The 24,579-nt window shown below is 64.7% G+C and carries 17 protein-coding genes; 10 read left to right on the top strand and 7 right to left on the bottom strand.

What is annotated here, in order from left to right:
• Positions 1–16: 16 nt before the first annotated feature.
• Positions 17–667 (bottom strand): hypothetical protein, encoded by a 651-nt coding sequence (locus Q319_RS0101965; RefSeq protein WP_156039127.1) that lies wholly within the window; start codon positions 665–667, stop codon positions 17–19.
• Positions 668–1,273: 606 nt separating this feature from the next.
• Between Q319_RS0101965 and Q319_RS0101955 the strand changes: the two genes are divergently transcribed.
• The 5 genes from Q319_RS0101955 (at position 1,274) to Q319_RS28940 (ending at position 6,536) form a co-directional block, all read left to right on the top strand.
• Positions 1,274–1,717 carry a DUF2975 domain-containing protein gene (locus Q319_RS0101955; protein WP_211252320.1) on the top strand — a complete coding sequence of 148 codons (444 nt, stop codon included), beginning with the start codon at positions 1,274–1,276 and terminating at the stop codon, positions 1,715–1,717.
• Positions 1,717–1,923, top strand: a complete 207-nt coding sequence (locus Q319_RS0101950; protein WP_029480142.1) for a helix-turn-helix domain-containing protein — start codon at positions 1,717–1,719, stop codon at positions 1,921–1,923. The genes Q319_RS0101955 and Q319_RS0101950 overlap by 1 nt, the downstream gene beginning before the upstream one ends.
• A gap of 305 nt (positions 1,924–2,228) precedes the next feature.
• Entirely contained in the window at positions 2,229–3,797 is a 1,569-nt protein-coding gene (locus tag Q319_RS0101945) for a serine hydrolase domain-containing protein (RefSeq protein WP_162178610.1), read from the top strand.
• Between the two features lie 1,482 nt (positions 3,798–5,279).
• Positions 5,280–6,167 carry a hypothetical protein gene (locus Q319_RS0101930; protein ID WP_029480138.1) on the top strand — a complete coding sequence of 296 codons (888 nt, stop codon included), beginning with the start codon at positions 5,280–5,282 and terminating at the stop codon, positions 6,165–6,167.
• Between the two features lie 243 nt (positions 6,168–6,410).
• Positions 6,411–6,536, top strand: a complete 126-nt coding sequence (locus Q319_RS28940; protein WP_281173820.1) for a hypothetical protein — start codon at positions 6,411–6,413, stop codon at positions 6,534–6,536.
• Between the two features lie 330 nt (positions 6,537–6,866).
• On the opposite strand, the gene Q319_RS0101920 is transcribed toward Q319_RS28940, so the two are convergent.
• The 4 genes from Q319_RS0101920 to Q319_RS0101905 all read right to left on the bottom strand — a co-directional run bounded on the left by Q319_RS0101920 (position 6,867) and on the right by Q319_RS0101905 (position 9,485).
• Positions 6,867–7,415, bottom strand: a complete 549-nt coding sequence (locus Q319_RS0101920) for a hypothetical protein (protein WP_029480137.1) — start codon at positions 7,413–7,415, stop codon at positions 6,867–6,869.
• Between the two features lie 140 nt (positions 7,416–7,555).
• Positions 7,556–8,209, bottom strand: a complete 654-nt coding sequence (locus tag Q319_RS0101915; protein WP_029480136.1) for a DUF1648 domain-containing protein — start codon at positions 8,207–8,209, stop codon at positions 7,556–7,558.
• Positions 8,206–8,514, bottom strand: coding sequence for an autorepressor SdpR family transcription factor (locus tag Q319_RS0101910; protein WP_034413379.1), 309 nt, complete (start codon positions 8,512–8,514; stop codon positions 8,206–8,208). The genes Q319_RS0101915 and Q319_RS0101910 overlap by 4 nt, the downstream gene beginning before the upstream one ends.
• On the bottom strand, positions 8,511–9,485 hold the full coding sequence (locus Q319_RS0101905) for an alpha/beta hydrolase family protein (protein WP_029480134.1): 975 nt from the start codon (positions 9,483–9,485) through the stop codon (positions 8,511–8,513). Before Q319_RS0101905 ends, Q319_RS0101910 begins: the two co-directional genes overlap by 4 nt.
• 929 nt (positions 9,486–10,414) lie before the next feature.
• Here Q319_RS0101905 and Q319_RS0101895 point away from each other — a divergent pair.
• From Q319_RS0101895 to Q319_RS0101885, 3 genes are read left to right on the top strand one after another with little or no spacing between them, the layout of a single operon-like run.
• Positions 10,415–12,541 (top strand): TerB N-terminal domain-containing protein, encoded by a 2,127-nt coding sequence (locus Q319_RS0101895; protein WP_029480133.1) that lies wholly within the window; start codon positions 10,415–10,417, stop codon positions 12,539–12,541.
• 9 nt (positions 12,542–12,550) lie between these two features.
• Complete coding sequence (locus Q319_RS0101890; RefSeq protein WP_081845845.1) at positions 12,551–13,903, top strand: ATP-binding protein; 1,353 nt, start codon at positions 12,551–12,553, stop codon at positions 13,901–13,903.
• Complete coding sequence (locus tag Q319_RS0101885; protein WP_029480131.1) at positions 13,900–16,095, top strand: DEAD/DEAH box helicase; 2,196 nt, start codon at positions 13,900–13,902, stop codon at positions 16,093–16,095. Before Q319_RS0101890 ends, Q319_RS0101885 begins: the two co-directional genes overlap by 4 nt.
• Before the next feature lie 18 nt (positions 16,096–16,113).
• On the opposite strand, the gene Q319_RS0101880 is transcribed toward Q319_RS0101885, so the two are convergent.
• Complete coding sequence (locus Q319_RS0101880; protein WP_029480129.1) at positions 16,114–20,589, bottom strand: DEAD/DEAH box helicase; 4,476 nt, start codon at positions 20,587–20,589, stop codon at positions 16,114–16,116.
• Between the two features lie 292 nt (positions 20,590–20,881).
• Here Q319_RS0101880 and Q319_RS0101875 point away from each other — a divergent pair, with 292 nt between their 5' ends.
• Positions 20,882–21,892 (top strand): DNA-methyltransferase, encoded by a 1,011-nt coding sequence (locus Q319_RS0101875; protein WP_051655020.1) that lies wholly within the window; start codon positions 20,882–20,884, stop codon positions 21,890–21,892.
• 737 nt (positions 21,893–22,629) lie between these two features.
• On the opposite strand, the gene Q319_RS0101870 is transcribed toward Q319_RS0101875, so the two are convergent.
• Entirely contained in the window at positions 22,630–23,094 is a 465-nt protein-coding gene (locus Q319_RS0101870) for a hypothetical protein (RefSeq protein ID WP_029480126.1), read from the bottom strand.
• Positions 23,095–23,857: 763 nt separating this feature from the next.
• Between Q319_RS0101870 and Q319_RS24150 the strand changes: the two genes are divergently transcribed.
• Positions 23,858–24,579 (top strand): hypothetical protein (locus Q319_RS24150; RefSeq protein WP_034413375.1); only part of this gene is annotated, 722 nt, incomplete at its 3' end.

Raw genomic sequence — 24,579 nt, 5'->3', positions numbered from 1 at the left:
GCCTCTCGCGCTTCGCTCAGGTGACGCGCAGCAGCAGACGCGGGTCCTCGGGGGTAATTTGCGCTGCGAGCATCGCGGCCACGGCATCGTGCTGGGTTGGTGCCCGAAACAGGGCCGTAGAGAGGTCATGTTCGAGCAACTCCCACAGCGGCTCTCCGCCCAGATCCTGCGGGCGCGCGTGGCGTCCAGGGCGCCAGCCTGCGATGGGCCACGCGAGGATGTCTGGCCCCGGTCCGCGCCGACGCCCGGCGGCCCGCACGACGACCAGGCCGGGGCCGGCGGTCATGCCCGGGACGGCGTAGTCCTCGCGCTGGGTTGTGATGAGCTCGTAGCGCCCATGCTGGATCTCGCCGTCCAGGTGGGCGAGCGCCAGATTGAGGGCCGCTTGGCGCTGGGGGCCGCTCATCAGGGCCCACATCAGGAACGCGGGCTCAGACAGGGCCAGGCTGTGGAACTGCCGCACTGCGCCGGGGCGGGTCTCGGTCACGCTGGGTGGACCTGCGCACAGCACCTCCTCGAGTGCGCGGCTGCGGCTCACCGGGTCAGTGTGACTGTGCACGTGCGCCAGAGTGGGAGAGACGCGGTGCGCGGTGCGCGGCAGCGGGTGGGTGTCGATCCGGCCCGACAGGCCGGCGATACGGGCGAGTAGGGCGTGCGGGGTACTCATGGCCGGCATCCTAGCTGCCTTGCCACTGGAGGCGCGTAAGCAGAGAGTCGCGCACGTCGCTCAGCCCTGCCTGTTCCAGGCAGGGCAGCGCCAGCGGGTGGGCAGGTGCCCAGGAGGCCACGACCACCGCCATCCGTGGTGACGGAGAGCCGGCCGCCGCGCTGTGCGACCTGCTGGACAACGGTTCCCGTGCCGCTCTGGACAGCGTCTGCGGAGACCAGACCTTCGCCCAGCAAACCGTGGGGTCCACGGCCGATCTGCCGGCCCGCCTGCAGCGCGCGGCCGCTCCACTGCCTTCAGACCAGCGGCATGTCGCGTTCCGCTGCTGGACGCGGGAGGGTTAGCACAAAGGCCAAGCCCCCTTCCGGCGGACTGGACGCCCGGACCCAGCCGCCCCAGCGCCTTCCGGTGAATCACCGGAAGGCTTGATTAGAGACAACAAAGGACATCTCAGCTTCTTAGCCATGCGCGGCATGGCGCTGCCATCTGCCGTCTCAGTTGTTCTCTGCGAATCTCATCAATCAGAGCCTGCGTATTGACTTTCGATAGGTATTGAACGATAGTCAATACATGCCGATTCACCGCTGGGCCGTCACTCTGCTGCGAGTGTCCCTCGTGACCCTCTTCATGGTCCTCCTCCTGCTCCAGACATTCTCTTTCCCTGGACAGTTCGCACACATGGCTCAAGAGAATCCTCAAAGCGCTCACCTCCGCTGGCCCCTCACCATCGTCTTTGCCTGCTGGATTCTGTGTGCGCAGATCGTTCTCGTTGCCATCTGGAAGTTGCTGGCCCTCATTGCCGCCAACCGCATCTTCACCAGCGTCTCCATGACCTGGGTCGATGTCATCGTCCGTGCCATCGTTGCTGCCTGGATCATCCTCGCTGGCGCACTGCTCTACGTCGGCCTGCAGGCTGATGACCCCGGCCTGCCCCTACTGCTGTTCACCTGGTTCATCGGTGTGACCGTTCTGGGCCTCCTGATGATCGTCATGCGTGCCCTACTGCGACAGGCCACCACCCTACAGACCGATATGGACGAGGTGATTTAATGCCGATCATCGTCCGCATCGACGTCCAGCTCGCCAAACGCAAGATGAGCGTCGGCGAGTTCGCAGAGCGCGTCGGCCTCACGCCCGCCAACGTGGCTGTCCTCAAAAACGGCCGAGCAAAAGCCGTGCGGTTCAGTACCCTCGAAGCCATGTGTCGTGTCCTCGAATGCCAACCCGGTGATCTGCTGGAATGGATTGAAGACTAACCTCACCTAAAAAATGATCATCCCACGAGCAACTGCGGCCCTGCGGCCGCAGCGGCAAGCGCAGCACACTCCGACGCCGAACCCACCATGACTCAACTCCAGAGGTCAATCACGGCAACAGCTCCACGCGGACGACACCGGCCGAGACCATCACGCCCATCAGTGAGGTCTCCAAGCATCGACGAGTAAACGCAAGTGAGGTCACTATGAGGCACATTTACCCACTCCCTTCCCGCTCTCTCCCTCTGTCCATCGCCATCACCCTGCTCCTCGCCAGCACCTCCACCCACGCCCAGACACAGGACATGCCCAGTCAGATCGACACGCTCTTCCGCTGGGCTACACCAGCCACTCCCGGATGCGTCATCGCCGTCTCCCAGAATGGCCAGGTCATTTTGAATCGCGCGTACGGCTCAGCGGACCTCGAGCGAACCGTTCCACTGACACCCGATGCGATCTTCGATATGGGCTCTCTGCGCAAGCAATTCATCGCCGCAGCGGTGCTCCTTCTCGTTGAGGAAGGCCGCCTCTCGCTCAACGACGATCTCCATAAGTACTTCCCCGAGCTGCCCACCTACGATCACACGATCACCCTCGACCACTTGCTCACCCACACCTCCGGCGTCCGTGACTGGACCGGCCTCCAGCCGCTCACTGGCGGTCAGGCCGATATCCTGACGCTGATCCTGCGGCAGCGCAACCTGAACTTCATCCCCGGCAACGAATGGGCCTACTCCAACAGCGGCTACGTGCTGCTCAAGGAACTCGTCGAGCGCGCGAGCAGCCTGCCATTTTCTGAATTCGCCCGTCAACGCCTGTTCGACCCCCTCGGGATGACCAACACCGCCTACCATGAGGATCTGCGCGACGTCATCGAGAATCGCGCCCTTGCGTACGCGAAAGACAGCAACAGTTGGAAGCAGGACATGCTTCTCGGCGATGACCGTGGTGGCGGTGCACTTTTCAGCACCGCTCGCGATCTCCTGATCTGGAACGACGCGCTGACTGCCGCGCGGCTTGGCCCCTTCGTGACCGCAAAACTTCAGGAACCCGCTCGACTGAACAACGGCAGGACACTGAGTTACGCCCGTGGCCTGATCATCGAGCCTTACCGCAAGGGCAAGGTCATCTGGCACTCCGGCGCCGCCGCCGGGTATCATTCCTGGCTCGGTCGTCTGCCGAACGACAAGCTCTCCATTGCCGTGCTCTGCAACTCCGACGCTGTCGGCGCATCCACCATCGCGCGTCGCATCGCCGAGGTATTCCTGCCTGCTGTAAACCCTGACTCCACTCAGACGTCCGCACCGACCACCACCGTGCCGACGGGCGACCTGAACGGCAAGGCAGGGCTTTTTCTCGACGAACGCACCGGCGAACCTTTGCGCCTGCTGAGCGACAACGGCCGCTTGAGCATCCCCGGTGGCCCCCCGCTCGTTCCGGTAAGCTCAGACCACTTCCGCAATCCGCGTGGAGATCTCTTCTTTCGCTCACAAGATGAATTCGAACTACACTTCCTGTCTCAGAATCAACTTGAATTGATCTCCATGGAAGGTCAGAAGACCTCTTACCGTCGCGCTCAGCCAACCACTCTCACTGCCGCTGATCTACAGATGCTGGCTGGCCGCTACGAGAATAACGAGGTCGGGTCGGTCCTTCGACTCGTCTCCGCTGACGGGAGCTTGATACTGCGTCTGGAATTCAACCCGGACACGGGGATCAGTCTCCTTCCAGTTGCACGCGATCTGTACCAGGCAGGTGGAATGACGGTGCGTTTCCAGCGTGATTCGGCAGGAAAGGTTGTGGGGTTCAGCTATAGCAATCCAACGGTACGTAACCTGCAATTCACGCGAAGCGATCGTCCAGAGGGACAGTAAAACCTCCACTCCACCACCGGACCGCAGTATGCAACCAAAAGTACCGCTGCGCCGGGCGCGGCGCGTGGTGATTTGACGCCCCGCTTGTGTGCCGATCGGCGGCCTGGGTCCGCTGGCGCTGACTGGCCTGGGCCCTGGGTGTCCGGTGGCCGCCGGCACTCCGGCCATCGCCTGGAAATTGACGCTGTTGGCAAAAAGCGGCGATGGCAGAGTTGGAACTGAGCGCTTGACGGAGACTGGTGGCGCCCGGCCCCACGGCCCAAGCGCCCAGTGCCGATGTGCCCGGCACCGGGGGTGTGAGCTGAACCGCGTCCGGATGATGCTGTCCGAGCCAGCCCCTGTTGTTGTGGACCTGGCTGCCGAGAATGTTGAAGAGCACCGAGTTGACGTCCTCGGTCAGGGCGGGGGCGGGGGTACCCGGACGGCGTGGTGGTGGGGCGTGAGCCGGAAAGCCGCTTGAAGAACGACATTTGCTGTGTCTCCCTTCAGTTGGGGCCGTTCAGCTCCGCAGTGCGGTCAATGCAGGCTTTTGGGGGCCCCTGCTCTGGGGTTTGCGGTGCGCCATTAGCGCTGCGTTCTTCACCTCTTACACCACCAGTGGGAAGCTGGCCAGGATATGCATGAACTTGGCTTCGGTCAGGCCGTAGAGGTGCGCCACGCGCGCGTCGAGCTCGGCGCACAGGACGGCACAGCCTGCCTCGCTGGTGATGCCGTCTTGGTAACCCTGAAGTCCCGCAGCGCGCGCGCGATCATCGAACCCTGGCGCGGTGCAGATCAGCTGACAGGGTCAGAGCCGCCTAGAGTTACGCCCCCGAGCAACGTCTGGGGCGACTCAGCACGGTCCTTCAGGAAGCGTCGCGGTCCAGACGAGTCGGACCAGTGATCAACGCGCATATACCTCGCTGCTCCGTTCCGTTGCTACCGCAATGCCGAGACCCTGGGCGCGGTGTGGCATGGATAGGGGCTTGAAGAGTGACTCTCAAATCGCTGGACGTGGCGCGTGACACCGCTGTGCTGCCCGGACGCACTCGGGCCTCAAAATGCGGTCACGCAGGGCGTATGCGGGAGCTAGGCGCGCTCCTGTGCGCCGCTGGCCCTGGCCGCGGCCCCCATCTGGGTTCCGGCCTCGGCCAGAGTGGCACTGCATCTTCAGCCGCATCGCCTCAGCTGCCTAGCAGCGTCCCTATGTCATCAGCCACGAACCGAGATCAGTCGTGACCTACCGTGCAGGAAACCCGCCGTCCGGGGTCTGGTACAGCCGCAGCGTCTGCCGGCGCAGGCGGGAGACGTCGGAGATGTCCAGAGCCACGGCCCGACCACGCCAGAGGGCGTCGCCTTGCACTGGGAACGCGGTGATCACGGGGAGCGGGCGCGCTGCAGCGGGGTCAGGACCTCGATCGTCGCTCCCTCGCCGCACTCTCACGAGAACACGTTCTGGCGGGCTGGTGAGGAAGTGGGTCCGGCTGTCACAGTCGAGCGGAAATGAAAACCTCTCCAAACCTTCGGCACCTCAACGCCCTTCAGACCGCCACTGCCGACGCCCTGCGGATGGGAGGTCCGCTGGCCCGCGCCATCCGTGACCTGCTTGAGAACGGCAACGACGCCGCAGCGGACAGTGTGCACGAGGTGCTCTCGCTGCTGAACGAGGTTGTTCCGAACGGCCTGACAGCCCGCGTCCAGACCGCAGCGGCCGATCTCGGTGAGGCTGTGCGGCGCGCCCATCAGGCCTTTCCCTACGCGCTCGACCAGTGCTCGCTGGTCCTTGCGCACCAGACGATGCAGCGCGTCGCCGCCCACCTGGTCACCGACGACGAGTGGCAGGCCCTCGCGCGGGGCATGGGGGAGCCGGCACCTGACCTCGTGCCGCCGCACCTGGCGCTGCGGCAGCACGGGGGCGTCCTGGCGGCGGTGGACTCGCACGCCCGGGAGATCGTCAACCGGGCCGATCACGTGATGACGCAGGTGGTCAGCTGCCGCATTGCCGGTGCATACGCCCCGCCGGAACCGGCGCTCGTCAGGCGGGACCTCGCGTACCACGACGTCCCTGACCTGGATCTGCGCCTGGGCCTGGTGCTGCTCGGCCGCGCACAGCGCCTGACGGCGGACGACCTGATGGACTGGTACCTTGAGCACCGACCGATGGTGCCGCTCCACGGCGTCCATATGGCCGGTGCGCTGCAGGTGATGGGCGAGGACTTTCTGACGTGCGGCGAGCGGGTGCATGCCTTACTGGCTGAGGCGCTGCGGGCCAGCGGCGCTGTGCTGCTGTCTCTGGCTGTACGGTCCCAGCTCAGCGCGGTCGCCAGTCTGGCCATGGAACTGATGGGGACCGCTCACGAGCTGACCGAGTCTGGAGGCGAGAACCTGTAGCACGCGGAGGGGGGCACACCGGGTGCGGTCCGCCTCCATCTTGAATAAGAAAAGCGGGGCCGGGTGACCTATCACCCGGCCCCGCTCGGAGCATGACGGCAATTTTTGAGAGGGAGACAATTTTTGGGAGGGAGCTGGCTGGAGGCCGGGTACCACGTCACGTTCGGGCATTATGCCGCAGCCTGGCGGCTGCCCGTGCCGCATCACCGATGTAGGGCTTTGCCCCGATAAGGAGCAAGACTGATGAACAAGAATACCCGGACTGTCCTGCTCACCCTAGCCGCTACCGCCGTCGTCCCGCTGGTCGGCTACGCTTTTGCCCAGACGACGCCTGCGTGGATTGCCCTAACGCAGACCCGCACGGCGTAGGGCCAGAGCACGGGGAACAACGATACGGAGATGCAGGAGGACCAGACCCCGGCCTACAAGATCGTCCGCGTGCTGACGAAACAGCTCTGGGCGCCGGAGGGTTCACTGGCCCGGCCTCCCCAGATTCAGACGGAAGCCTCAACGGGGCGAAGACCAGACTTCCATCAATGGGAGGAAGCTCGGGCGGGCTGGCGAAGCTTCCCGGCGAGTCCCGGGCGGCCAGGGGGTCATGACGCCCGCATCTGTGTCCGCCACCTGGGACTGCGGCCTTCACTGACAGTTCTGGCGCGCCCGCCTTATGGCCGCCCAGCCATGGGGGACGGGGATGCTTCAGATGTGCCGCTCTTCGCCGAATTCCTTGAACAGTTCACCCAACAAGAAGGCGGGGCCAGTCACCTCCTGCGCGGTAAACGTACACCAGGCTTCGGGCAGACCCATTTGCAGCAGCAGAGCCTTCGTGAACTCAGGCTCGCGTGTCAGGCGGTCCTCGAGGGCCTCGACCGGCAACGGCATGCCCCCGAGCACGGCCGCCGCACTGGCCGGGTCGAGCGCGATCAGCGCCTTTGCTGCCGCTTGTGCCATGTAGCGGGGTCCGCGCTCGTCGGGGGCCAGGACCGTATGAATCAGCAGCGTCTTACTGTTGCTTGGGTGCAGCGCCACCTGCACGGCCTCCACCCGCTCAGCGATGCTGGTGGCGCGGTCGATGCATCGCGAGAGAGCGTGGTTCACGTCCCGCAGACCATGCTGGTGGGCGTACTTGAGGAGCGTGTCAGCCGAGGCGTCATTGCCGTACATCGTTATCAACTCGCGCAGGACCCGGAGGCTCTCCGTGTAACGGTCTCTGTCAAGCGACGTGGCCGTCGTGGGTGGGGCGGGCATGCCTGCATTATTGGGAGTGGATTCAGGGGGAAGTTGTGAGCTGGATGAGGCCGCTCCATATTGTGACCAGTACGGTCGCTGCCAGTCAAACCTGCTGTGGGCAACGTCACCGGTCACTGACCACCACGAGGCGCAGGCTCTCAGGGCTTGAACACGGGTTCCGGCGCAGGATCTTCCTTCCAGTCCCGGTAAGACGCGTAGACCAGCCAGGCCACCATGCCCCCCGTGCTGAGCAGCAGACCCACAGGCGCGGCCCAGGGGAACAGCACATTCAAGGGCAACAATGCCGAGACTCCCATCAACATCACGCCCAGGCCAGTGAACCACAGGGCCGTGCGGCGCTGGGAGGCAAACCACGCCCGGCGGCTCAGAAACACCCACGGCGTGCGCAGCCCCACAAAGACGCTGGGCTGCGCGCGGCCCAGCACATTGCCCAGCAGAGCCAGCAGCAGCCCCGTGCCGATCAATGCGGCGCGGCCCAAGTTCCACTCCAGAGCCTGGGCCAGCGTCAGCAGCAGGGTGAACGCCCCAACCCCCAGCCGCACGGTGCGGAAAATTGTGGTGTTGGCGCGGTCTGGTGGGGAAAAACGCTCGATGAGCCACAGCGGCGCGATGACACTCAGCATGGTCAGCGGCACCGTGAACAGCGCTTCGAAGCGGGAGCCGAACCGGTCTGGGGTCCCGTCAATGCCCCAATGCACCGGGACGGACTGGGGCAGGCGCGGGTAGATCACGGCGATGATCACGCCGGACGCGAGAAAGCACAGCGCGGTGGGCCATTCCTTGAATTTCACAGGCTCTCCTTCGGCTGCATTGTTGCGGGCCGCGGCGCCCGTGCCGGGGCCGCGCCGAACAGCTCGAAAAGACCCACCGACACCTCCTGAAACACTGTCGTGTTCAGCCGGTAGACCACCGACGTCCCGCGCTTCTCGGACGTGACCAGGTCAGCGGCGCGCAGGACGGCGAAATGACGGCTGAGCGTGCTTTTGGTCAGCGGGAACAGGTCAGCGAGTTCGCCCGCCGTCTGCTCGCCACCGCGCAGGGTGCGCAGGATCTCGCGGCGGGTGGGATCGGCCAGGGCCTTGAACACCTCGTTCATGGCGTGGACGGCTTGCCCAGACTGGTCTTCAGGAAGGGGACAACGGTGGGGAGCAGCGTGGGGCTGAGCGGCACGGTGGGATCACCGTAGGAGCGCTGATTCAGGGTCAGATCGCCACCCACCTGCTTGAGCAGGTGGTTCATGCCGGGAATGAGCAGGAGTTTGGCTCGCGGGTCTGCGGCGGCCAGCCGCCGGGCGTCGTCGGGCGTGACCTGGAGGTCACTTTCGCCCTGCACGATCAGCACCGGGGCCTTGACCGTCCGAATGAATTGAGCGGGATCATATTTGATGGCCGAGATCAGGAACGGTTGCACGCTGGGCCGGAACAACGCGGCCAGCACGGGTGGCACGGACGTCACCCGGCGGCCCGCGCGTAGCTCGGCCAAAATGCGGTCCACCTCAACCACCAGCGCGGGTGGGTTGGCTGTGTTGGCACGGACCTGACGCGCGATGACATCAGCGAAGTTCTCGCCGGGACCCGCCAGCGTGACCACCGCACCCACTGGGGTGGAGTTTGCCACCGCCAGAGCGATGAGCGCACCCTCGCTGTGGCCGATCAGGCCCACACCGGCAAAGCGTGGGTCCACCTTCATCTGCCGGACCCATGCGGCGGCGTCGTTCACGAAGTCCCCGAACACCACGTCCTCCTCGCGCAGGGCTGGGCCTGAAGTGGGCACGCTCTGACCAATGCCGCGCTTGTCGTAGCGCACGCTGGCAATGCCCTGCTGGGCCAGGCCCTGCGCCAGTTGCTTGAGGCTGTCGTTGGCTCCCGGTAGCCCGGCGCTGTTGCCGTCCCGGTCCGTGGGGCCGGAGCCAGCCACGATCAGCACGGTGGGCCACGGGGCGGGCGCGTCCGGTGTTTCCAGGGTGCCGCGCAGGGTCAGCGGTCCGACACTCAGGGTGGTGGGGATGGAGGCGGCTACGGTAGAACCCGTCAGGGCCAGGGTCAGGGCGAGCAGGGGGGTGCGCATGTCTTCTCCTTGGTTGGCTATTTCGCCAACTAACGAAAGAGTAGAGAAGAAACAGGCTGAATGTCAATGTCAGCCACCAGAATGACAGCGTCTGTGAAGACTCTGGCCTGGTCAGGCTCCAGGAACGGGGCAGAGGGTGACATGAATCTTGGATTCCGTTGGTAAAGTCAGGCGAGCAGCGAAATACACGCCGGGATGGGAATTCCTGCGCTCCGGAAGAAAGCTGCACGGCGATTCTGAAGGAGGGAGAGTCAATTTTTTGGGAGCGAGCTTGCTGGAGGCCGGGTACCACGTCACGTTGGGCGTTATGCCGCAGCCCGGCAGCCGGCCTTATCACACGACATGATGCGCTTTTGGAAGCATATGACGGCAAGATCTCGCCGTCCTACGCCCGGATGTCGGACAAAAATCCGATCCGTGGTTCGGTACCCTGGCGGACGATTTTCGAACTGAAGATCTGCGCCCAGGCCAGGGGGCTCCGTCCGTAGAATGGGTGGACAGCGAAGGAGGGGAATGGGGCTGCGAGAATTCATTCGGTCACTACTGTTCAGTGAGCAAGAAGACAAGAGCCCGGCACTGCGGGGAAAGCCGGCGATCAGGCACCCTCACCAGCGAGTGCTGGTCGTCATGGGCATACTCCTGTGACGAACGAGCCCACTTTTGCCGTGGTTGAGCTGGAAGACCCGGAGGGACCTGCCACTCGCGTCCCCAACCGGCTCACCTCGCTGACCACCGATAACCCTGTTCCCCCGCGCCCCGCGCCCAGAGTGGTCGCCCCAGCGGCCTCCACCAACGCCGCCTCTAGATTCCCACTGGAAGGCGTCCGATCAGTTGCCGAGCCCAACCCATCAGGGGCGCCCAGCCAGCCGCGGAGCGGAGCGCCCGCCTCCGATGTCCCCATTCCCCCGCCTCCGGCACCTTCCAGACCCATGGACCCGCGCCCCGGGGTGCGACGGGAGATCCTGGGGCTGCTGGAGAAACGGCGTCGGCAGGTGGAGGCCACAGCGTCTTCCCAGACCGCACTGGACGGTTCTGTTGATCCCTTTGAAGACCTGTGCTTGGCCTTGCACGACGTTCTGGAGAAGCTGGGTCAGCGCATGGAACAGGCGGCCGCCCTCCTTACAGCGGAAGGGGCCGAACTTCAGAAAGTTCCCCTTGACTTGCAGCGCCCCCAGTCGGGATCCTTCCTGACCAGTGTGCCGCTGATCGCCCCAGAAGCGCCTGCAAACGTGATGGCCCGCGTCTCCCCGGTGCGGCGGGTGCGTTGGGAAATAGTGCAATACGACCGGGCTTACCCGGGCGAATTCCTTGAAGAAGCGCGTCGCCGGGTGAACGAAACACGTAAGCAGGCCCAGCCTGTGCCGCTTCAGGCGTACTGGACGAGCTATCACGTTCTGGATCACGCTCAGGAGAACTGGTATTTTTTCTGGCGTGCGCGCTTCCGCGCTGGGGAAGCCCTCCCCACCGAGCTGAGCTACCTCTTCCTTCACGCCTACGAAGTCCTGCATGGCGTGGGCTTCCCCCATCCCGAGGCGGCCTTCGCCCACCTGCGTCAGCTCTGGTATAGCTACCGTGAGACCCATCCCAAGCTGGACGACTACCTGCTGGCCTGGCTGACCGACTTCGTCCACTACTACGAGCTGGACGACCAGACGGCTCAGGCCTGGCGGGAAGAGGTCCAAGCGCACGGCAGAGCCGATCTGACGGTGACCAGCTGGGAAGACCGGGGGAACCTGATGATCCAGAGCTGGTTGGAGGGGGACAACCGGGACCATGTTCCTAAGGAGATGTTTCGCCAGCTCATCACCTACGTCCCGGGCAGCAACAAGTTCTACCGGGAGGCCCAGGACCAGGCGGCGCTCGATGCCCTGTTCGGCCGTGCGATCGCCCTCACTGACGACTTCTACCGCCAGACGTCCGGCAAGTCGGTGTTCGAGCGGCTGGGTCCCAAAAAAGCGGCTCAGATCAAGAGGCAGGCTTTCGTGGGCGCCGTGTTCGAGGGCCCTCATCTGTCCTACACGGTCGGCACGGTGCGGCGCTACCGCCGGGATGGGAAGCTCTCCAAGCTGCTCACCCAGGCGGTCCGGTACGCCGAGAATCTCGCGCGCAAGCAGACCGGCTTTAAGACTTTGCTGCGCGAGATCGCCCTGCCGGCGGAGCTGAAGACTTACCTTGACGCCCACCTGATTCCCGGGTTGGGTGTCCTCCACACGCCGGCGGCCCATCCGCCTGCTGTCCCAGAGCGCCCCAGGGTACAGCTGGACCCCGAACGTCTGGCGGCCCTGCAGCAGGAGTCCGATGAGATTCGGGAGCGCTTGCTGGAAGAGAGCTTGACTGGGGAGGCACCGGTGGGGGGCTCGGCGCCTGCGCTGCTCCTTTTTAAAGTCCAACCTGTGGTCCCCGCTGAGCCACCGTCTGTTGCGCCGGCCTTATCCCGCCGCCCGCCGCTTCCCGCCGAATTACCGGAAGGCCACCTCACCGACGTGAACGGGGTCGCTGAGGTTCTGTACACAGCCTCGGAGGCTGGATGCGATCTGCTGCGGCAACTGGGGAGTCACGGCTGGGAGCTCGCCGAGCGTGACCTGCGCCTGCCGCCGGGAACCTTCGCCAGCACCCTGATCGACGAGGTGAACGAGGCGGCGCAACTGAGGCTGGGCGACGTGCTGCTGCTGCAAGAGGATGGCGTCCTGATCGCCGTGGAAGACTACCGCGCCCAGCTGGAGTTCTTGCTGCCCTCGCCTGGACAGACAGCGACCGCGCCTGCAGTCATACTCGAGGAGCCCTGGCAGGCGCTCGCTGGGGCCCTGCCGTCCATACACCTGGAACTTCTGGATCACCTGCTGCAAGCTGACCTGACGGTTCCGGAGCTGGAGGCCTTCACCGCCGCCCGCCACGCCTTTGCCTCGGTCGTCCTGGAAGATCTCAACGCACACGCCCTCGATACCGTCGGTGACATCCTCGTCGACCCCTACGGTGATCCCCTGACCCTTGAAGACGCCTACCGCGATAACGTGCGGCGCGTGCTGCAGGCGCGGGGGCTCATCCGCCCGGAGTAAACCACCCACATGACTAACCCACCCACTGTCCCTAAACGCATTACCACTGCCCTCTTCAGTTCCCTCGGCGCGGGCGTCGTGCCCCGCACCGGCATCGAGCACATCGTCGTGGGCCGCAAGCCTGAGATTGAGGCGGTGCTGGACGACCTCGCGAACGTCGCCGAGGGCGGTGCCGGGTTCCGGGTCATTTCCGGGCGCTACGGCGCTGGGAAGAGCTTCCTGCTGCAGCTGCTTCGCAACTACGCGATGAACCGCAACTTCGTGGTCGCAGATGCGGACCTCAGCCCCGAACGCCGCCTTACGGGCGGACGTGGGCAGGGCCTGGCCACCTACCGGGAACTGGCCCGCAACCTGTCCACCCGCGTCCGGCCGGACGGCGGCGCGCTGCCCGCCATGCTGGAAAAGTGGATCAGCGGCGTGCAGGGGCAGGTGGTTGCGGGCGGGATCACTCCAGGCGATCCGAGATTCGGAAGTGCCGTCGAAGCGCGGATTCACGAGGCGGTCAATGAGCTGGAGGGGCTGGTGCACGGCTTCGATTTCGCCAACGTGATCAGCGCCTACTGGCGTGGGCACCAGCTGGGAAGCGACGAGCTGAAGAACGCGGCGCTGAAGTGGCTGCGCGGCGAGTATTCCACCAAGACCGAGGCGCGCGAGGCGCTGGGAGTGCGCGTCATCATCGACGACGACACCTGGTACGACTACGTCAAGCTGCTCGCACAGTTCGTAAAGGCGATCGGGTATGCGGGCCTGGTCGTCGTGATCGACGAGGCGGTCAACCTCTACAAGATCACGCAGAGCGTTTCACGCCACGCCAATTACGAAAAGCTCCTGACCATGCTGAACGACACCCTGCAGGGTCGCGCCCAGTACCTGCAGTTGCTTGTTGGCGCGACACCGCAGATGGTCGATGACACCCGCCGCGGTCTGTTCTCCTACGAAGCGCTGCGCACCCGCCTGGAGCAGAGCCGCTTTGCCCGTGATGGCCTGCAGGACTACGCCGGCCCGGTGCTCCGCCTGGAGACGCTCAGCAACGAAGAGGTGTACACCTTGCTGACCACCCTGCGCCGCCTGCACGCGCTGCACCACGGCTACGCCACCACCATCAGCGACGAGGAGTTGCTGGAATTCATGAACGAGGTGCTCGGCCGCCTGGGGGCCGGCGGCTTTCTGACCCCCCGCGACGTGACCCGCGACTTTGTCAGCGTCCTTAATCTTCTGCGGCAGAACCCGGAACAGACCTTCCTCGGCCTGGTGAAGGGCCCGGACTTCGTGCCGTCGAAAACAGACGTGTTGGCCGAGGCGCGCCGTGAAGAAGCGCTGCCGGTGCCAACCAGCGCTGAATTCGCTGCCTTCGACCTGTGACGACGGCTGACCCTTTCGCGCGTCTGGCGCCTTTTATTCAGGAATACATCTGGCGGCAGGGGTGGACCGAGATCCGTGCGGTACAGGCTGCCGCGTGCGCGGCGCTGCTGGATACGGACGACCACGTGTTGATCGCCAGCGGCACGGCGAGCGGCAAGACGGAGGCCGCCTTCCTGCCGATTCTCACCTCGCTTCACGAGGATCCGCCCCAGAGCATTGGGGCGCTGTACATCGGTCCCTTGAAAGCATTGATCAACGACCAGTTCTACCGACTGGACGGCCTGCTTGAGGAGTCGGGCATCCCGGTGGGGGCCTGGCACGGCGACATCACCGCCAGCCAGAAGAAGAAGACGGTAGAACGGTCACGCGGCATTCTGCAGATCACGCCCGAGTCCCTGGAAGGGCTGTTCCTGCGCCGGAACACAGTTCTCGCGCAGCTCTTCCGGGATCTGCGCTTTGTGGTCATCGACGAGGTGCATGCCTTCATGGCGGACGAGCGCGGCCGCCAGGTGCTGTGCCTGCTGGAGCGCCTGGAGCGCGTCACCCGTGTTCCGCCGCGACGGGTGGGACTCTCGGCCACGCTGGGGGACTTCTCGCTGGCGCAGGCATGGCTGGCCGGAAAGACCGGCCAGCCGGTGCGGGTGGTGAACGACGCTGGCGCAAAGCGGCAGCTGCGCCTGGCGCTGGAGCATTTTCCCATCCATGAGCCGGAGGCTGGCGAGGACGCAGGCCCGCTGGACGAGGCGCCGGACCTCTACCGCCACCTTTACGAGCGCACCCTGGGCCGAAAGAGCCTCGTGTTCCGCAACAGTCGACAGAAGGTCGAGGAGACGGCGGTGGCCCTGCGTGAACTGGCCGAGGCGCAGGGGTCGACGGACATCTACCACGTGCACCACGGCAGCGTCGCCACCGCTTACCGTGAGGACGCCGAGCGGGCCATGCGTGAGGAGGGGCGCCCGGCCTGCACCGTCGCGACAGTGACGCTGGAGCTGGGCATTGATCTGGGACAACTCGAGCGGGTGTTGCAGGTCGATCCGCCGCCCAGCGTCTCGAGCTTCGTGCAGCGTCTGGGAAGGACCGGGCGCCGAGGTGGAGCCGGCGAGATGATCTTCTACACGCTCGAACGCGGGCACACCGATCAGGACCCCCCTCACCGGCGCTTGCCCTGGACCCTGCTGCAGGCCATCGCGACTGTCCAGCTGTATCTCGAAGAGCGCTGGGTGGAGCCGAGCCGCCAGCCCCAGTTGCCCTTCAGCCTGCTGTTCCACCAGACGCTCGGCGCGCTGGAGCAGTACGGAGAACTCGCGCCGCGTGACCTCGCCGCCCGGGTCCTGACGCTCAGCCCCTTTCGGCATGTCACCCAGGAGCAGTGCCGGACCCTGCTGCAGGACCTGCTGACCTCGGACCACCTGCAGCGCACCGACGAGGGGGGCCTGATTCTCGGGCTTGCGGGCGAGAAGCTGGTCCAGGACTGGCACTTTTTCGCGGTGTTTCCGGACGTGCCAGAGTACGCCGTCTTCAACGGGACCAGTGAGGTGGGGACCCTGAGCAGCGCCCCGGAGGTTGGGACCGTGATCTCACTGGTTGGGCGTGCCTGGCGGGTGATGGACGTGGATGAAAAGCGCCGCCACGTCTTTGTGCGCAAGGAGCGCGGAAAGAAAACCAGCGCGTGGTCAGGCGGCGGCGGCGAGATTCATGACCGCGTCGTCCAGAAAATGCGTGAGGTCTTGGCCACGGATACCGACTACGCCTACCTGCAGCCGGCGGCGCGGGCCAGGCTGGAGGAGGCCCGCGCCCTGGCACGAACCTCAGGACTCTTGGAAGGGCCGGTGCATCCCCTGAGCGAGCGCAGCTTGCTGCTGTTGCCCTGGCGCGGCACTCAGGTGCAGCGCACGATTGTGTCAGTGCTGTCTCGGCTGACCTCTGGAGGCGCTCAGAGCGATACGCCGTACTCGGTGATCGTGGCAGGCACCCAGGCAGACCTGATCCGGCAGGTGGCCGCCCTGCCTTCCGAAGACGAGGTGAGGGCCCAACTGCGCGCAGCGTTCCTCGCCGGCGCCCATCCCAGTGGTCCAGGGAAGTTTGACGCCCTAGTGCCCCATGGGCTGCTCGCCGACGCTCACGTGACCGATCACCTGAACTTGGCCACGGCCCTGGAGGACTTGCGTGAACTGGCCGGAGTCATGATCTGAAGTTGAGACCTTAGGTGCTCAGCGCGCCACACGCACTTCACAGGCACGCACAAGCACCTCTCCACGCTCGTTCCGCACGCAGAGGTCTGCCGCCGCCCCGACTGGCTGGCAGTACAGCTCGGCGAAGCGCTTAAGCAACCCAGACTGCTCCAAGACGTCCTTGTCGTTCGCCATGAAGTCCAGGAGCGCACGGGTCACGAACACGATCAGCTTGTTGCGTGCACGTGAGGCCATCACGTTAAAGCGCCGCAGGTCGTACAGGAACTCTGCCTCGCTGGAGATCATCTCCGTGTCGCCCAGACCGAAGACCGCAAGCATCACCTCACGCTCCTGACCCTGGAAGCGCTCGACTGTATCGACCGCCGAGGTCACGGCGGCCGCAGGTGCTGCCGGGAACAGGTGACGGAAGCTCTCCGCGACCTTGCTGACCATCGCCTTGTGCGGGGCAACGACGCCGAGGCCTTCCTTCCAGAAGTGCTGGTCGTCTGCCAAATCAGCCGGGCACTCAATCTCCTCCCCAGCCGCGTTCAGGCGCCCAAGCGCGCCTCGGCCCAGGTGACGGCGCAAGATCCAGGCCAGGGCCGAGGCCGCCTCCACCTCGAAGTCGTTCACCTGACCGCTGAGGGCTGGATCTTCGTAGACCACGCAGGTGACGGGGGCGTCCGGGTCCAGCAGGTGGTACCACACCGGGGACCAGGTGACGGTCTGGGGCCATCCCTCGGGGGCCTCGGTGGGCACCTCCCAGTCACGTAGATTCAGCCGCATGGACTCTGACCAGGCATGCAGGTCCTGGCTGTACTTCGCGAGGTGGGCAACGCGCACGATGGCCCCGTTGGAGCGGTAATTGACATTCAATTCCACGGGCTTCACCTGCCCGATGGTCTTGAAATACTCGTAGACCGAGCCCAGCAGGGGATCCCGGCCCTCAGGCTTTTCAGCCGCGTGGATAGGCGGCAACTGCTTATCATCACCGGCGAGCACTACGGTTGACTCTGGCCGGGCCTTCGTGAACACGAGGGTGCTTGTCACCGCGTCCATCTGTGAGGCTTCGTCGATCACGACGTAGTCGAACCAGGGCAGTCTGGCGTACTTCTGGGTGCCCTCGTCCCGGGCAGCGTAGGCGAGGTTGTGCACCTGAATGGCGGGAGCCCCCAGGATCAGGATGCCTTCACGAGCTTCGATCCGGCCGATAAGCTCGTGGACCTCGTCGGCCGGAGCCCATCGGTCCACGTCCAGGTTGCTGAAAAGTCCAGTGTGCTGCTGCAGCGCCTGGGTCACCCGTGCGTCGGTCTCGCGTCCTTCGCGTTGAACCCGTACCACCTTCGCGGAAGTGTCATTCAGGTCATTCAGCAGCTCCAGCAGCACGTTGTCTACAGCGGTATATGTGTTCGCCGTGACGAGGATGACCCGGGGCTCTCCAAGCAGTTCCGCCTCGCGTACGACGCCCTTGAGGATCGACCGGAGGGTCTTGCTCTTTCCGGTGCCGGGCGGCCCCCAGATCAGCGTGAGCCGCTGCGTAAGCGCGCTGCGCCAGGCGTCGGCCTGCCGGCTATTGAGTGCCGCACCAATGCCCAACTCGTCTTGCAGCTGCTTTGCTAGGTGCCCCAGTCGCGGAGCCTGGGCGGTCTCGCGGCCACGCCAAAGAAAGTCCACCCAGGGTCCGTTCCACTCCTTGTTGCGCCGGCGAGGCAGGGGGCCGCGCGCCTGAGGGTTGAGAGGCCTGAGGGCCAGAGGGTCCAGGGTGACGTTCTCGGGCACGCCCATGGCCTTCAGGGTGATGCGGATCTTCTTGGCGAAAAAGTCACGCTGTAGACGATCAAGCATCACTGGCGTGGTGTCGTCCGGATTGAAGTCGAGAAGGGTGCACAACTGGTAGTACTGGTCGGAGAACGGCTTCAGGAGCACCAAACCGGCCCGCCGGTCCAACAACTCGATGCTGACTGAAAAGTTCATGACCTGCCACAGCGGCTTCTTCAGATCTCCCCCGGAGAAGGGGAGAGTCATGGTACGGCCCTGCTTGCCAGCCTGCTTTGACTGCTTGTACACGTCGCGAGGCTTTTTGAAGCTGCCCAGTGTGCGCATCAGGAACCCTGGCTGGTTCGTGGGTGACAGGCACAGTCCGATATCGCTCAGCCGCAAGTTCACGTCGCGGGACTCGTCGGTCATGCAGAAGACCAGGACGTCCGCATGGCTGTACCGGGTCCCCGCCTGCCGATTGAGGTGATTGAGCGCGTCTTGTGCTTCCGGACCCCTCAGGCGCTTGAGCTCGGCCCCCTTGAACTTCGCGACTCGCTCAGCGGCTGGCAGGCAGTAGGCGAATTCCGATTCGAACTGTTGCATGGCTGCGTTCAGGCGGTGATACTGGAACCACAACTGCGACTCTTCGCTTACGCCGTCGAGCGTCTCAGACTCATACCCAACGGAGGGAGCGGCCGAATTGCTGGCGGCTTTACGCACACGCAGGTCTCGTTCCAGTCGGCGCTGTACCTGTTCGAGGGCGTCAAGCTTCTTGCCGGTCTCCAGACGCAGCGTGTCCTCCATGCGTGCCTGTTGCGCCTCGGTTCGGGTCGCCCCGCGGTCCCAGATTTCGTGAATGCGTTCAGGCGGGAGCAGGCTGCTGAGCTCGTCATAGAAGCGCTGGTCGCGCGACCAGCCAAAAAACCCGTCGTTGTATTGCGGCGCGATGCTCATGAGGGTGTAGTGGTGCGGTACCGGCACTGCGACGAACGCTTCCAGGACCGGCTGTACGATCGTGAGCGGTGCGGCGCGTGTGGCGTCTTCGGCCTGCTGAAGCAGTTCCCCGGAAGGAAAGAGCCAAGCCAGGTCCTGCAACTCCGGCTCCTGTAAGACGGCTTCCAGATGGCGGCCCACGAGGCGCTGTAGGTGGCGCTGCTGTGCCTCGTCCCACAGGTAGATCTGGTAGCGGCTACGCCGGGGGTACACGGCCTCCTTCTCATCGGTACGCGAATTGACCTTCCAGCAAGTGGGGGGGGCGCTCAGGCGGGCGTCGTCCTGCTCCTTTACCCAGGTCAGAATGCCCTTCAGGGTCCGCAGGAATATCAAGAACCGCTCTCGTTCCAGAGAAAGGTCCTGACGATCTTTGCGCTCCACCAGGAAGATCAGGCGCTCGCCGTAGCGCCCCCACTCTCGTTTCCCCCGTTCTCCCACGCACTCTGTGGCGGGTTCACGCGGTTCGAACCAGCCTGCACGAATGCCAAAAGCTCCTGTGATCGCCGTGCTGGGGTCATACTCGATGTCAATCCAGATTTTCAGGTCAGCGTAGGCGGGCATTGAGGCGGTGAGTCCATCGCCAGGCACCGGCACTGCCTGACCCTGATTCAGCGACTGGGCACGGGCGACGAGCTTGGCGGCATTCGCCCGTAGGGCTCCACTGCGCTTGAGGGGCGGGGCCTGCGGCGAAAGTGTGGCCAGCTTGGACACTGAGGTGACTCCCTGACTCTCCAATTCCAGGGCCATACTGCGGGTGAGTCCATAGACGCGGCTGAGTCGGCCGTCATCTTGAGCGGCCAGCTGCTTGCAATGGTCAGAGCGCCAGGTGTCGCTCCCCTGAGCGTCCTGCCAGTCATGGCCGTAGAACTCACAGCCCATGCAGTTATAGCTCGGGTGCCAGGCAGCCCCACCCAGCCCGGCAGTCAGCACGCGCGGAAGGTCCTCACGTAGGAACCGCACGATGCGCGGGGTGAACAGCTCAATGTCAATTTCCTCGAAATCCTTGTGAAGGGCTTTGAAGAGCTCTTCGGGGGTAGCGGCCGTTCCGGTCTCGGCGCGCTTGCGCGCGAGGCCGACCACCTCCGAGTTGTCGTAAGAGCCGGGCCACAAGGCGGCTTGTGGGAGCACCACAAAGTGGCCCTCCAGTCCCCAAGCTTCCAGCGCGCTGGCGAGGATAACCGAGTAATACGCGACCTCTCCGAAGTAGTTCGCGCCGGGTTCCGAGGCGAGTTTGATGTCCACGACCCGCAGCTGTAACCGCCCATCATCAGGGAGAAGGGCCACAACGCGGCCATCCGGCGTGACCTGCTGATTCCCGTACCCGGAAGGCAACACCTCGGTGAGGTCGGGGCGCACGTCGTTGTGGAGCTTGCCGCTCTTCCCAGCGGCTTGCAAGCTGCCCTGTACGCCGGCCCAGCGCAGAAAGCTTTCCGGCACCTCGAACTCTCCCTCAACGATCACGGAGTAGGCCTGGGCCTGTTCCAGCGCTGCCCGAAGGTCGGTCGCCTTCAACTGGTTCGGGTTTTTGGGATCAGCCTCCCCATGCACGACGCGGTCGCCCAGCACCTCCACTAATTCACCCACGCGCCAGGCTTGGTACTCATGCCCAGCTTGAGCTGCCTGACCGAGCCCGGGCCGGGCCTGCTGACGTTCCGGCATGCCCAGCGCCGCCCGTTCGTCGTCAGTGTGCAGGTAGAGCAGGAGCTGCCGGTCGCAGCGATTCTTGAAATACAGAGACAGCGACTTCTTCTGGAGGGTGGGCATGGAGTCCTTCGAGTATAGGACTAGCCCTTGTGGTTGCAGGCCGAACCTGCGGAGTAGGGCCTTCTTCTATCGGAAATATCCACCGGCACTCCGGAGGATAGGAAGTGGGCGTGCTCTGTTGCACGCGAATCCCTGCCCCGTACCGACACTAAGGTGCTAGGCTCGGGACCACAGAACCTGTCGGGGCGGCCGCTGAGAAGGGTCGCCTCGATTCTCGCCGAGGGCTCCCATGACGACAATCCCGCAACCTGGAATTCCCCTGAAGCGCCGTCTCAGACGCGTCCAAGCACCCATGACCACCACGCCGGTGGTCTTGCCTGGAAATGCCCGTGACGCCGCAAAGTTGATCGCTCTGGGGAGCGTGGACGTCATCGTCACCTCCCCTCCGTACTGGCAGAAGCGTGACTATGGACATCCTGAGCAGCTCGGCTGGGAGCGAGATCCGCAGGAGTTCATCAAGGAGCTGGTGACCACCGTGCACGGCTGGCGCCCCCTCCTGAAGCCGCACGCCAGTGTGTTCGTCAATCTGGGCGACTCAATTCGAGACGGCGAGGTCGTTGGCATCCCGCGGATGTTCGAGACGGAGATGATCCGCCGGGGCTGGCACTTGATCTCGCACATCGTCTGGGCCAAGCGCAGCGGCATCCCCAACCCTCACGCGCGCTTGGCCCAGCGCCACGAGGCGATCTTTCAGTTCGCGCGCTCCCAGCGGCCCTTTATGGACACCTTCGCTTACGCGCAGGAATTCGATCTTTCTGAGGGAAATGTATGGCACATCAAGTCTGTCCGGAGTCGCACGGCCCACCTGGCTCCCTTCCCCGCCGAGCTGCCCCGGCGCGCCCTGCGCCTGGGCTGCCCCGAGTGCGTCTGTGTCTCCTGCGGCGCTGCTCTTTCACGCGTGATTGAGCGCGGATTGGAGCTGGATCCACAACGCAAGCAGAGCAAGCGCGCCCGGGAGATCTGGGAGGCGAGCGGCCTGACTGAGGGGCATCTCCGGGCGATTCGCGCCACTGGCAGCGGTGATGTGGGTAAGACGCTGCAGTATCAGAACGGGTCGGGTAGGAACAGCGCTGAGGTGCAGCGTCTCGCCGCTGAGGCCAAGGAGAAGCTCAACGGGTACTTCCGCGAGTTCACCTTCGCCCTGCCCCAGCACGTGCGCTTCGACCCCTGCCCACAGTGCGGGGGGGCCGAGAGCCGGCCAGGCCTGGTGCTGGACCCTTTCATGGGGTCAGGAACCACCATGAAGGCGGCTGAAAGTCTGGGGCGCAGGAGCATTGGGATCGACCTGAGGCCCATGTTCTGAAGGAAGTGGGGGGCGGCCAGCAGACACATTTGCGCCTGATCAGAAGACTGAGACACAATGGAGACCTGTTATAACCGCTTCAGTGCCACCGCCCGCGCCATCAGCGGAAGCGTCTAAGTTCCTGCTCTGCGGGATTGTGCCATATGGGTGCTGAGAGCTCTAGGAGCGCGCGGCTGAAGTGCGCGCGTGATGAGTCAGGAGCGGTTAGGGAACTGGACAGGGCGCTGAAGCATGTTTGCGGCAGCCCACGCAAAACAGACCTAACGCCGCTTCGTCGGCCCCTTGACCAGTCTGAAGAACGCGTGGAGGACGTTGGCCAGGGCGGGAACCTGCACAAAACACACTGCCTGCACTACCGCTTCTGCCGGCGCCGGCTCTGCGAGAGCGTGCCAGGGTGCGGCTGCTCAGTGCAGGTGGGTCAGATCCCATGCTCAGGGGCTTGACCTGGCGAAGGCCTGATTTTTGTCCAACTTGTATGAAAGATTAAATTTTGCCGTCTGACACGCATATCATGATCTACGTTATGGACGATGCTCCTTGCACAAACCTCTCGCCATTATTCTGAATTTTGCAACAGAGATACGCAAATTGGGGGCAGGATGCAGGCGCGATGATTCATCCGGCCCGGCAGTGACACGCCGCCGGCTGGTACGCCCTGAGCCTGTCCCAACGGGGCTGACTCAGCGTGAAAGATCCGTCGACAGGAGCCTTCTGGCTCTTATCGACACGATTTCGCTTCAGGACGTCGGTCTCTCCCAGTCGGTGGTGTTCGATCCGTCGTCAGTAACCGTTGGCGCATCGGCCCCCACCAGGTCAGCGCGCTCTGGGAGAAGGCTGTGCAGGTCATCGGAGATTGCCTTGAGGTGATCAGCCAGGGCCTGCAGATGGTCCTGCAGCACCATCTGACGATCCTCAATGCCGGCGAGCGTGTTCTCCAGGTCATCGAGCCGCCCCATCAGCCGCTCGACGCTGGCCGGCGGCACCGGTTCAACGAACAGGTCCAGCGCGCGCTCCAGGGCTTCACGGAACGGCATTCCAGGACGGTCCCGCATCAGCGTCCGCGCACGCTGCATGTCATTGATGGTCTGGTCGTCCAGTCGACGCTCGATGGTCCGCTCGGTGAGTTGCGAGTACGTGGAGAGCCACTTCTGGACCGTCGAGGAATTCACGCCGAGTTCGTCGGCAAGTTCGGATCGAATCATGCTTCAACCGTAGCCAGGGGGTCTGCGGTCCACCCGGCCGCGTCCTGCTCCAGACTGACCGCGTTGTCCAGCTGCACCGGGCTGGACATTCCGGGCCCCCAACAGTGGTGCTGCGCTGAGGTGCGCTTGGTGGAGTGGCGAACCATCGGTGCGGTGGGCGGCCTGCAGGCATTCTCATGTTCTGACGCCCAGTGCCGTCCAGAGCACAGCAACGCGCGTTGCAAAACTTTGAATGACCTAGAACTTCCAGTCGTAAGCCGGTGTATCCGATCTGTCCTCCGAAGTGCTCAGGCCAGCGCCTGTGAGCCGCCTCTGTCCCATCCAGGCGCAGCTGCGCCGCGGGTCACACCGCACCCATATCAGCCCCACAGCCAGGTCCAACCCATGCCCGGGCCATGGCGGGAGTGCATACCCACCGCGTGTCCTGTCGCGTGCGCGAACCCACCGTCTGCCTGACATGGGCGCGCCCTATGCCCTGACCCACCATCGGTGGTTCATGCCGGTTAGACCCACCACCGGCCGTACGCAACGGCTGAAATGACATCACGGAACGGGGAGGTCTGATAGGCGCATCACCGGTCGTGCCGGCGGGTTTGGGCGCGCGTACAGGTCACCGCGCGCAGCGCGCCCCATCACTGGTAGCCGCCGCGCGCTTCCCATCCAAGGACAGTGCATCGCGCGCGCGTCACCGGGCGGGAACCCGGAAAGGGGCAGAGCAGGGACACACAGGCGACGGGCCAGGAAAGGGCAGGAGGAAAGAGAAATGCAGACAGACACAACACACAACCTGCGCGTCAGCGTGGATCAGAGCGCGCAGCTGCGCGAGCTCGTCCGCACCGGCTGGATGCGCCATACGACAGAGCCGGTCAGCGGCCTCGCGGGGGGCCGGGTGTATATCCCCGACGCCGCTGACCTCACCCAGCAGTGCGGGTGGCACGATGAACGGTTGCAGCTGGGTGCAGTGGGGCTGCAGGCCCAGCTCTACCGGCTCCCGACGCTGGAGCAGACGGCGCTGGTGCAGGCCTCACCGGGCTACGCGCAGCACCAGGACGAGCTGCTGCTGGCCCAGGGCCTGCTGGGGCATCTGGGCCCGGCGCAGCAACGGACGTGGGTCCGCCAGGTGATTCAGACCACGTTCCAGGGACGGCGTGCGTTGCCAGTGGTTCTGGGCGGCGGCGGTGTGCGCTGGCTTCAGGCCGGGACGCGGCTGGTGGAATTGGAGAACCTCTGGTTCGCGAGTCTCAAGTTCGAGATGCCGGCTGTGCAGCGCCGGGCGGGAGGCGTTGCCATCGGGATCGATGTCGGGCTTTCGCCGCTCGTCACCGCGGCGGGGCCGGGGGCACTCGCCCAGCTGGCCCCGCCGGCCCTGCCCGATCGCCTGCGGTGGGCGACGTTCGCCGCCCACCTCGACCTGCTGCCGCCCACCGCGCAGCGTGAGCTGCAGGGCCGGATCGAGCGGCTGCACTACGCGGCCGCCCGCCAGCG

The organism is Deinococcus marmoris DSM 12784 (assembly GCF_000701405.1).
Lineage (GTDB): Bacteria > Deinococcota > Deinococci > Deinococcales > Deinococcaceae > Deinococcus > Deinococcus marmoris.
Note: the sequence above shows the minus strand (reverse complement) of the source record. Positions and strands in the feature narration are given on the sequence as shown.